6 protein-coding genes and 1 pseudogene are annotated in these 9,733 nt (G+C 59.8%); 3 read left to right on the top strand and 4 right to left on the bottom strand.

Annotated features, from left to right (window positions below):
* The first annotated feature begins 329 nt into the window (after positions 1 to 329).
* Together HLUSI_RS0116905 and HLUSI_RS0116900 are read left to right on the top strand one after the other, a co-directional pair.
* Positions 330 to 869 (top strand): PaaI family thioesterase, encoded by a 540-nt coding sequence (locus tag HLUSI_RS0116905; protein ID WP_016835091.1) that lies wholly within the window; start codon positions 330 to 332, stop codon positions 867 to 869.
* 123 nt (positions 870 to 992) lie between these two features.
* Positions 993 to 3,221 (top strand): FUSC family membrane protein, encoded by a 2,229-nt coding sequence (locus HLUSI_RS0116900; RefSeq protein WP_016835090.1) that lies wholly within the window; start codon positions 993 to 995, stop codon positions 3,219 to 3,221.
* A gap of 99 nt (positions 3,222 to 3,320) precedes the next feature.
* Here HLUSI_RS0116900 and HLUSI_RS0116895 read toward each other — a convergent pair whose 3' ends face one another.
* The 4 genes from HLUSI_RS0116895 to HLUSI_RS0116880 all read right to left on the bottom strand — a co-directional run bounded on the left by HLUSI_RS0116895 (position 3,321) and on the right by HLUSI_RS0116880 (position 9,338).
* A complete protein-coding gene (locus HLUSI_RS0116895; RefSeq protein ID WP_016835089.1) occupies positions 3,321 to 5,015 on the bottom strand; it encodes a sensor domain-containing diguanylate cyclase in 1,695 nt (564 codons plus the stop codon).
* Positions 5,016 to 5,309: 294 nt separating this feature from the next.
* Positions 5,310 to 7,787: an AAA family ATPase gene (locus HLUSI_RS0116890; protein WP_029363638.1), complete on the bottom strand. Its 2,478-nt coding sequence runs from the start codon at positions 7,785 to 7,787 to the stop codon at positions 5,310 to 5,312.
* Positions 7,788 to 7,983: 196 nt separating this feature from the next.
* Positions 7,984 to 8,358 (bottom strand): fluoride efflux transporter CrcB, encoded by a 375-nt coding sequence (crcB, locus tag HLUSI_RS0116885; RefSeq protein ID WP_016835087.1) that lies wholly within the window; start codon positions 8,356 to 8,358, stop codon positions 7,984 to 7,986.
* 38 nt (positions 8,359 to 8,396) lie between these two features.
* Positions 8,397 to 9,338, bottom strand: a complete 942-nt coding sequence (locus HLUSI_RS0116880; RefSeq protein ID WP_016835086.1) for a LysR family transcriptional regulator — start codon at positions 9,336 to 9,338, stop codon at positions 8,397 to 8,399.
* Here HLUSI_RS0116880 and HLUSI_RS33305 point away from each other — a divergent pair.
* Positions 9,307 to 9,733: pseudogene (locus HLUSI_RS33305) on the top strand (hypothetical protein); the annotation flags it as partial. The gene HLUSI_RS0116880 and the pseudogene HLUSI_RS33305 sit on opposite strands and share 32 nt — an antisense overlap.

Raw genomic sequence — 9,733 nt, 5'->3', positions numbered from 1 at the left:
ATGACTTCATAGTAGGCTTTTCGGTGCAGAGCACATATCAATAAATTTTTATCCTTAATATTCAATATGTTAAATATCAATTTTCGCGATACGAAATTAAATTTCTGAAAATGAAATATATCCATGATGCTGTGCAATCGAATTTTTCACGATGTGAAACGCTATTTTTGCATCATGAAAAACACACCTGACCTACCTCCTTTTGCCGCCACATGGATGCCGGGGCATAATGCATTCCATCTTTCATCATAAAAGTCACGCGTCATTCATCAATGCAAAATCAATGCAAATGACCGCGCCTCACAACCATATAAGCAATAAGGACCGCCATGAGCCCCACCAGCAACAGAGAAGAGACACTCCGCCAATGGCAAGCCCGCGAAGCCGAAGTACGCGCCAAACTGGCCGCGCCCGGCGTGGCGTCGATGGATGAACTGAAGGCCGGCAGCGGCATGGATTTCCTGCAGCGCATCTGGGATGGCAAGCTGCCGTCGGTGCCGATCGGCGAAACCATGGATTTCATCCCGATTGACGGCGAACCGGGCCGCATCGTATTTCAGGGCACGCCGGGCAAACAGCATTACAACCCGCTGGGCAGCGTGCATGGCGGCTACTTCTGCACCCTGCTCGACTCGGCCGTCGGCTGCGCCGTGCATTCCGTGCTGCCGCAAGGAATGGGATACACCACGCTGGAACTGAAGGTAAACCTGATCCGCGCACTGACAGCAACAACCGGACCGGTGCGCGCCGAAGGCAAGGTGATCCAGGTCGGCAATCGCATCGGCATCGCCGAAGGCCGCATTGTCGATGCCGACGGCAAGATCTATGCACATGCGACGACGACCTGCCTGGTGTTTCCGTTGCCCTAAGCGTTGTGCATGGCAGTTGCTGAAGCCCGGGGGCACGCATCCATTGCGCATCCCTAGCCTATCGGTTGTCTATTGGAGGCAGAAGGGTCAGAATGGCGCTAATAGAAATCAGCCGACGCCCTCATGCATTACGCCCTGGATATACGCACCTTCCTCTTCAGCCATTATTTCTATACCGGCCTGCGCATCGCCACCGGCGTCGTCGGCCTGACCATGCTGGTCTTCAACATGGCCGACATGCAGACCACCATGACGGTCTTCCTCGGCGCGCTGTGTACCAGCCTGATGGACTTGCCCAGTCCGCTACGCCACAAATTCAATGAAATGCTCGCCGGCGTGCTGCTGTGCACCCTGGTGATGCTGGTGATCAGCCTGTGCGCCCCGATCCATTGGCTGGTCAGCGTGGCGATGGTGCTGGTCAGCTTCCTCGCCAGCATGATGGTGGTGTACGGCAAGAAGACCTTGCCGCTGCAATTTGCCGCATTGATGGTGATGACGCTGTCGATGGAAAACAGCGTGCCGTTTGACGAAGCCTTCCTGCATGCCGGCTTCTTCCTGGCCGGCGGCCTCGGCTACCTGACCTATTCGATGATCGTGTCCTATTTTTTGCGGCGGCGCGTCAAACAGCAGGTATTGGCGGAAGCATTATTCGAGCTGGCGCGCTACCTGCGCATCAAGGCCGATTTCTATGACGTGCGCAGCGACCTGCAGACCCAGTTCACGACGCTGGTGCGCCAGCAGATCGTGCTGGCCGACAAGCTGCAGGCGTCGCGCGACCTGGTGCTGCGCGACATGCACACCAAACAGGACGGCTTGCTGGTGCATGTCCATCTGAGCATGCTCGAGCTGTACGAGCAAGTCTTGTCGACGCATGCCGACTACGCCCTGCTGCGCAGCCATTTCGGCGACACCGACGTCATCATCTTCCTGCGCGACCTGGCCAACAAGACCGCCGAGGACATCGAGTCGATCGCCTATGCCGTCACCCGCAAGCGCGTCTCGACGCCGACCGTCAACTACAAGGCCGAGCTGCGCGCCGTGCAATACGAGATGCAGCAGCTGCAGCAAGACAACCTGGCCGGGCAGATTCCCGACGAAGCCATCACGGTGCTGCGCGTCACCTACAACAAGATCCTCGACATCATCGAACTGATCTCGCAGCTGCACCTGGCCACGCAAACCCCGATCGACGCGATCCCCATCCTGCCGGGGTCCGACATGACGCCGTTCCTGACCCAGCAAAAGTACAAGGCCGGCCTGCTGATCGCCAACCTGCGCTGGCAGTCGCCGATCTTCCGCTTCGCCATCCGCGTCGCGCTGGCGGTCTCGACCGGCCTGTGGATCGCCGCCCATCTGCCGTACATGTCGCACGGCTACTGGATCGTGCTGACCATCGTCATTATCCTCAAACCCAATTTCAGCTCGACCAAGCAGCGCATGAGCGATCGCCTGATCGGCACCATCATCGGCTGCCTGCTGACCGCGCTGATCCTGCGCTTCGTGCATGATCCGATGGGCTTGCTGGCGGTGCTGTTCATCGCCAGCGTGGCGGCGCCGGCCTTCACCTACGTCAAGTACCGCTATACCGCGATCGCGGCGTCGGTGCAGATCCTGATGCTGCTCAACCTGCTGCTGCCGGCCGGCCATCACGGCGCGGTCGGAGAACGCCTGGTTGACACCATCATCGGCGTGGCCATCGCCACCATCTTCAGCTACGTGCTGCCGAGCTGGGAATACCGCGACCTGCCGCGCCTGCTCAAGAACGTGCTGCACGCCAGCCATCGCTACATCAAGGCCAGCCGCGACATGCTGGAAGGCAAGGTCAACGACGACTTCTTTTACCGTGTTTGCCGCAAGGGTTTCATGGACAGCCTGTCGGCGCTGATTTCGGCGCAGGTGCGCATGATGGACGAGCCGATCAGCAAGCAGCGCGCAGTGCGCGAGATCAACCGCTTCGTGGTGCAAAACTATCTGGTGGCGGCGCACATTGCCGCGCTGCGCATCCTGCTGCGCCGCCATGCCGAAGGCTTGCCGCGCGACCCCGTCAACAAGCTGATCGAACAGACTTACCAGAGCGCCACCGCCCATCTGCTGCACGCGCAAACCATCCTGGCCGGCCCGGACGGCACTACCGCGGCGACGGTGCCGGTGGAGGAAGTCGTACCCGTTAATCCGCTGGCGGAAACCGTGGCGGCCGAAGACATTGCCCTGGCGACCCAACCCGATGCCGCCGAATGGTCCGGCTGGCATACCTTCCGGCGTCGCGCTGCCCTGCTCGACAACGACTTGCAGGAAATCGTCGCGCAAACCGGCGCCATCGAAAGCATCCTGCGCAAGGCGGAGACTGCATAATTACGGCCGACGCGTTAAACCAGCTACCTGAACTGATCTGCACGGGCTACGGCTACGGCTCTCGGCAGACGAAAAAAAGCCGTGCCAAGCACGGCTTTTTCATATCTCGCGGTTCACACCGTACGACAAGATCCGATGCATGCGCTTTTGCTCGAACATGCGTTCGTCGGCCACGCGCAGCAGCGTTTCGATGTCCAGGCCGTCTTGCGGGAACAAGGCCACCCCGATGGAAGCGTCGACGTGATACTGATTGCCGTCGCGCCCTTCGATAGGCTGGTTGAGGAAGTTGCGAATCTTCTCGGCGATCGACTTGGCGATGTTCTCGTCCGTCACCCCATGCAGGTAGACCACGAATTCATCGCCGCCGAAGCGCGCCACGGAGTCGTCCTTGCGCAAGGCATGCTGCAATTGCGAAGCGGCCGAAATCAGCACCTTGTCGCCTTCGTCATGTCCGTACTGGTCGTTGATCGCCTTGAACTTGTCGAGGTCGATGAACAGCAGCGCAAATTGCAACGGCGCCACTTCCGTACCCTTGCGGCGGCGGAAGTCGATCTGCGCGATGAAGGAATCCCGGTTGAGCACATTGGTCAGGCGATCGGTGCGCAAGTTGCGCTCCATCTCCTGGAAGCTCTGCGCCAGCTGGCCGATTTCATCGCGGCGATCGATGTTGAGCGACGGGAAGGGTTCGCCGTTGCCGATGCTCTTTGCCGCCAGCGTCAGCTTCCGAATGTCGCGCAGCACCCAGCGCAGGATCGCGAAGCCGAGTACAAACGTCATGCATACGGCGATGAAGCCCAACAGCAGGGTCTGATAGACGCCGCCGGTCACCGAACCGAGGAAGTCGGAGCGGCTCACCGCGCTGACCGCCACCCAGTCCAGCCCGGCGGTGTCATGGTGCAGGCGGAACGCCAGTTCGGTCTTGGGGCCGTCAGTCTGCAGCGACTGCACCACCAGCTTGCCCGGTTCGAGCTTTTGCGTCTTCATGTAGGCGACCAGGTCGGCATAGGACTGGCGAACGATGGGCGACGTGCTCTGCCCGGCGTTCAGCCGCACGAAGTTGGCGCCGTCGACCTTGTGGATCGGTTCGTTCACTGAGGTGGCGATCAGGTCCCCCGACATCTCGATGATGAAGGCGACGCCGTTCCTGGTCAGCGGCAAGGCTTGCAGGAAGTCGCTCAGCCGTTGCAGGCCGATGCTGCTGGTGGCCACGCCCAGCAAGACGTGCTCGGGCGAATACACCGGCTTGGACAAGGTGATGCCGAGGAACTTGAGACGGAAATCGGTGAACACCGGCGACCAGGTTTCCTGCTTGCGCTCGATGGCCTGGCGATACCAGGGACGGTTGCGCGGTTCGTAATCCTGGGTGGCGATCAGCACCGGCGTGGTGCCGGGACCGCGCAAATGATAGACGTAATTTTTACCCTGGGGATCGCGGGTGCTGTACATGAAGAGATTCATCTCTTCCTGCTTCACACCAAGGAAACTGCCGTCGGCGCCGCCGAAATAGACATAACTGGGATCGTCGAACAGGCTGTTGGCCAGCCACAGGCGCTCTTCCAGTGCAGCTTTGTCCTTGGGAAACGGGATGTAGATCGGCTGACCGCCCTTTTCAGCCGGCGGAATCGGATCCGGCGCCACCACGCGCAGCGTCTCGCGCGCGCCCAGCAACTGCCGGTCGGTCGCCTGGCCGACGCGGTTCATGGTATCCATCAATGCATTGCGCGCCAGCACCTCGGTGGCGTCATCGCCGGCACGATACAGGAACCAGCCGATCGTCACCGCCAGGCATAACATCAGAAATACAAACGGCAGGATGAACAGCCGTTGTAATGAAGATTGCTTCAGAATTTCACCCCTTGCTTATGCCACGGTCGTCTGGGACGGATAGTTCACGTGATTTATTGTTTTTTATACATGACTTGGCGTCATTTGATGCCTCATTTCGCACACCCGGCACCGAATCAGAGAGTTTAATCGTTTACATAAAAAAATTCCCTGAGCCCTGAAAAAATACTCATTTTATCGAAGTATTTCTCTCAGGCCATCAGGGAACTAGATAGCATAATTACAAAGAGTTAATCAAGACATTTAGTTTGACTCAAACGAAAGAGCCCCATTTTTGACACTCACATGGACCACGTCCTTGGGACCGAATTTTCCTTGCAGGATGAGCTTCGACAAGGGGTTCTCGATTTCCTGCTGGATCGCCCGTTTCAGCGGCCGCGCGCCATACACCGGATCGAAACCGGCCTCTGCGATCTTCTGCAATCCGTCGTCGGTAATCACCAGGCCGATATCCATCTTGGCCAGACGCGCCTCGAGGATATGCAGCTGGATCTTGGCGATCGCGCCGATGTTCTTTTCGTCGAGTGCATGGAACACCACGATCTCGTCGACCCGGTTGATGAACTCGGGACGGAAATGCAGCTTGACCTCGGCCATCACCGCCATCTTCACCACCGCCGCATCGCTTCCCTCCATGGCCTGGATCTTGTGTGAACCCAGGTTCGAGGTCATCACGATCACGGTGTTCTTGAAGTCCACCGTGCGGCCCTGGCCGTCGGTCATGCGGCCGTCGTCGAGCACTTGCAGCAGGACGTTGAACACGTCCGGATGGGCCTTCTCGATCTCGTCCAGCAAGATCACGCTGTAGGGCTTGCGCCGCACCGCTTCGGTCAGGTAACCGCCCTCCTCATAGCCGACATAGCCCGGCGGCGCGCCGATCAGGCGGGCGACCGAATGCTTCTCCATGAATTCGCTCATGTCGATGCGGATCATGGCTTCGTCGGTGTCGAACAGATAGGACGCCAGCGCCTTGCACAGCTCGGTCTTGCCGACACCGGTGGGGCCGAGGAACATGAACGAGCCGTAAGGCTTGCCCGGATCGCCCAAGCCAGCGCGTGAACGGCGGATGGCATCCGAGACGGCAACAATCGCCTCGTCCTGCCCCACCACGCGGTCGTGCAATACCTCTTCCATGTGCAACAGTTTTTCACGCTCGCCCTGCATCATGCGCGAGACCGGAATACCGGTTGCGCGCGCCACGATCTCGGCGATTTCTTCCGCGCCGACCTGCGTGCGCACCAGACGTGGCTTGCCGACGGTCTGCTCGCTGGCGGCGTCCTGCTTGTTCTGGGTTTCCAGCGCCTTTTCCAATTCGGCCAGCTTGCCGTACTTGAGCTCGGACACTTTTTGCCAGTCGCTCTTGCGTGTCGCATCGTCCATCTGCAAGCGGATCTGTTCGATCTCCTCTTTCAGGTGCTGGCTGCCCTGGACGGTCGACTTCTCGGCCTTCCAGATTTCTTCCAGATCGGCGTATTCGCGCTCGAGCTTGATGATTTCTTCCTCGATCAGCGTCAGGCGCTTTTGCGACGCTTCATCCTTCTCGCGCTTGACCGCTTCGCGCTCGATCTTGAGCTGGATCAGGCGACGGTCGAGCTTGTCCATGACTTCCGGCTTGGAGTCGATCTCGATCTTGATCTTGGCGGCGGCCTCGGTGATGTCGACGCCGTGATGCACTTCGTACTTTTCCTGCAAGCCGCGCAGGATGGCGATGGTCGCCTCCACGCTCGGCTCATCGACAATGATCTTCTGGAAGCGGCGCTCGAGAGCGGCGTCCTTTTCGATGTACTTGCGATACTCGTCCAGCGTGGTGGCGCCGACGCAGTGCAACTCGCCGCGCGCCAGCGCAGGCTTCAACATGTTGCCGGCATCCATGGCGCCCTCGGCCTTGCCGGCGCCAACCATGGTGTGCAGCTCGTCGATGAAGACGATGGTCTGGCCTTCGTCCTGGGCGATCTCTTTCAAGACGGCTTTCAGGCGTTCCTCGAACTCGCCGCGATACTTGGCGCCGGCCAGCAAGGCCGCCATGTCGAGCGACAGGACGCGCTTGGACTTGAGGCTGTCCGGCACTTCGCCGCTGACGATGCGCTGCGCCAGGCCTTCGACGATGGCGGTCTTGCCGACGCCGGGTTCGCCGATCAGCACCGGATTATTCTTGCTGCGGCGTTGCAGCACCTGGATCGCGCGGCGGATTTCATCGTCGCGGCCGATCACCGGATCGAGCTTGCCGTTGCGGGCACGCTCGGTCAGGTCCAGGGTATATTTTTTCAATGCCTCGCGCTGGCCTTCGCCCTCTTGCGAGGACACGCTGGCGCCGCCGCGCACCGTGCTGATGGCGGCTTCCAGCGACTTGCGAGAGAGGCCGTTTTCACGCGCGGCGCGGCCGGCATCGGACTTGTCGTCGGCCAGGCCGAGCAAGACCATTTCGCTGGCGATGAACTGGTCGCCGTGTTTTTGCGATTCCTTGTCGGCCAGGTTCAGCAAGGCCGCCAGTTCGCGGCCGATCTGCACTTCGCCGCCGTTGCCGGAGACCTTGGGCAGGCGCGTCAAGGCATGCTGCAAGGCCGAAGTCAGTCCGGCGACATTGACGCCGCCGTCGTCCTGGGCCAGCAAGGCCAGCACCAGGTGGACCGGGTCGATGTACTGGTTGTCGTTGCCGACCGCCCGGCTCTGGGCATCCGCCAGAGCTTCCTGCAATTTAGTAGTGAGTTTGTCGAGACGCATGATGTGCTTTCGCTCCGAATTTTTGAATACCTAGAAAATTGGGACGTGCAGACGTATTTCAAGGAATGATCCGACTGTATGGCCGCGAAAGGCTGCCGGATTTGATCCAGATCAATTTACGGCAGATCGTGCCGGCGCGGGAAGGTGTCCGACAGGCGCCCTGCGAAAGCCGCCAGCGCGGCCGGAGGCATCCCGGCTACGCAAACACCGCGCGATACACCGCAAAACCCGCCACGCACAAGGCGACCGAGCCCAGCAGATGCAAGCCCGAATGGGCGATCGCCAACAGATAGTCGCCGCGTTGCAGCAGCAGCATGGCTTCCGCTGAGAAGGTGGAAAATGTTGTCAGGCCGCCCAGAAAGCCGGTGATCAGGAACAAACGCCACTCCACCGGCAAGCCTTGGTGCCCTTCAAAAAACGCCACCAGGAAGCCGATCACGAAACCGCCGCCCCAGTTGGCCGCCAGCGTGCCCAACGGCAGCGCCTGGCCGGCGACGTTAAGCCACAGGCTCAGTCCCCAGCGCAACCAGGCGCCCAGCGCCGCCCCCATGCCAACCGCAATCCACTGCATCGTCCGTTTCCTTTTTGTCTTCTTTTATCAATACGCAATCATGGCGAATGAACCGTGAGCCGGTCAAGCGCCTGATGATCGTCCTGCAAGGCCTTGTCGACGCTTTCATGCATCCAGTCGACCCAGGTGCTGATCTTGGCGTCGAGGTATTGGCGCGACGGGTACAGCGCATACACGCCCATGTCCTGCATGCGGTATCGCGGCAGCACGCGCACGATGGTGCCGGCGCGCAAGGCGTCCACCGCCGAATACAGCGGCAGCACGCCGATGCCCATGCCTTCCTTGAGGCTCAGCAGCATGGCTTCGGCGACGTTGACGTGGAAGTTGGATTTGATGGCGACCACTTCCCTGCCGTCCGGACCTTCCATCGCCCATTCGTCCAGCGGCGACACCGGGCTGACCAGCTGCAGGCAATTGTGGTTGAGCAATTCCTGCGGCTTCTGCGGCGTGCCGTGCTTTTCCAGGTACAGCGGCGACGCGCACAGGATGCTGTAGATGCTGCTGAGCTGGCGAAAGATCAGTCCAGAATCCGGCAATTCGCGCGCCAGCACCAGCGACACGTCGAAGCCCTCCTCCAGCAGATCCGGTATGCGCTGCGCCAGCGTCAGCTCGATGGCGACATCGGGATAGCGCTTCTGGTAGCTCGACACCGCCGGGATCACGTAGCGTTGCCCGAAGCTGGTCATGGTGTGGATGCGCAGCCGCCCGGACGGCCTGACGTAGGCGTCGCTGGCCTCGGCTTCGGCTTCCTGCACGTAGGAGACGATCTGTTCGCAGCGCAGCAGGTAGCGTTCGCCGGCTTCGGTCAGGGCGATGCGGCGCGTGGTGCGATTCAGCAGCCGGGTGCGCAGGTGACGCTCCAGATCCGCCACTGCGCGCGACACGTGGGCGGTGGTCAATTCCATTTGTTGCGCAGCCAGTGTAAAACTGCCAGCATCGACAACACGCATGAAAATGCGCATGTTTTGCAAAGTATCCATATCTTCTTGTCTTTCCAGTCTTCAATCCGGACGTTTTGCCTGTGCGATGCACCAAAACACGGTTACCGGAAGCTGCATTGTTACTCAAAACAGCAAAATCATTGTTGCAGTAATTGAAAAGACCCTTTGTGTTTACTGTGGTTTTTCTCTCTATCTTTACAAAATACAATCGGTATCACTAGATATTTGCATTTTTTGGGATAGTCCGATGAAGACCTCTGCTGACAAACGCCGCATTGTTGCGCCGCGCATGATTGTTGCGGCTTGCCTGGCCTGTGCCGTGCTCGCCGGTTGCGCCGACAATGGCGGCATCAAGCCGCAAGCGGTTGTCCAACAGCCCAATACCTTCGACGTCGGCAACGCCATCCGCCAGGTTGGCGCCGAAGCCGGCTGGC

The organism is Herbaspirillum lusitanum P6-12, assembly GCF_000256565.1.
GTDB classification, from domain to species: domain Bacteria; phylum Pseudomonadota; class Gammaproteobacteria; order Burkholderiales; family Burkholderiaceae_D; genus Herbaspirillum; species Herbaspirillum lusitanum.
Note: the sequence above shows the minus strand (reverse complement) of the source record. Positions and strands in the feature narration are given on the sequence as shown.